Origin of the sequence: Gallintestinimicrobium propionicum (assembly GCF_025567525.1) — a bacterium.
In the GTDB taxonomy this organism is placed as follows: Bacteria; Bacillota; Clostridia; order Lachnospirales; family Lachnospiraceae; genus Gallintestinimicrobium; species Gallintestinimicrobium propionicum.
In genome coordinates, this window is sequence record NZ_JAOQJY010000048.1 from 2,461 (window position 1) to 3,121 (window position 661).

The 661-nt window shown below is 47.5% G+C and carries 2 protein-coding genes; both read right to left on the reverse strand.

Features of this window, described 5'->3' with window-relative positions:
• Positions 1-445: PrgI family protein (locus OCV62_RS18850; RefSeq protein WP_262588375.1), on the reverse strand; the 445-nt coding region annotated here is incomplete at its 3' end.
• A gap of 20 nt (positions 446-465) precedes the next feature.
• The coding region (locus tag OCV62_RS18855) for a hypothetical protein (protein WP_262588377.1) at positions 466-661 on the reverse strand (196 nt) is incomplete at its 5' end.

The following is a 661-nucleotide window of genomic DNA, read 5'->3' on the forward strand; positions in this document are numbered from 1 at the left end:
GGACAGCTTTTTCTTTGTCTTTACCGGCTGCACAGTTTTTTCCTCGGTTTTTCCGAACATCCGATGCAGCCATTTTTTTATTGCGGTGAACAATGTCATACACCTCCTTATCGAGCATTTCCTGCCGCTTTAATACGGCATAAAAGTTGTTGGTCTGGTAAGGTCGCTGCTTTGGACGGATCACAGCTACTTTGAGAATGTTGCCCACGATCTTTTCCAGGGGCTGTCCATGCTTTTCGTACATAGCCAGCATAAAGAAGGGCAGCATAACCAGCATCATACACATAGCCGCTACACTGTTTCCGGTAGGTTTTCTGAGCAAAAAGAAAAGCGGTACGCCAATAAGCGCTCCGCCCGTGAAGCAGATAAGCTGCCGCTTGGTCAGATTGAACATGACCTTTGTTTTGACTTTTGTTAAGTCCTTGGGTACGGGTACATAAGCCAATGTGGAAACCTCCTTCCGTTTTAGTGCGCCTGAAAGACTGATTTGGCGAGACTGCCGGTTTTGAACAGCGTAAAACATAGCAGTACAGTGTAGCCCACGCAGCTCCAGATTGCCATGATGATGTCATCTTCCATAGCGATGTTCTGCACCAGCACAGCATAAATTGCCACGCAGACGATAATGAGAAACGCCTGAAAGCCCAGTGCCAGCAGGGAT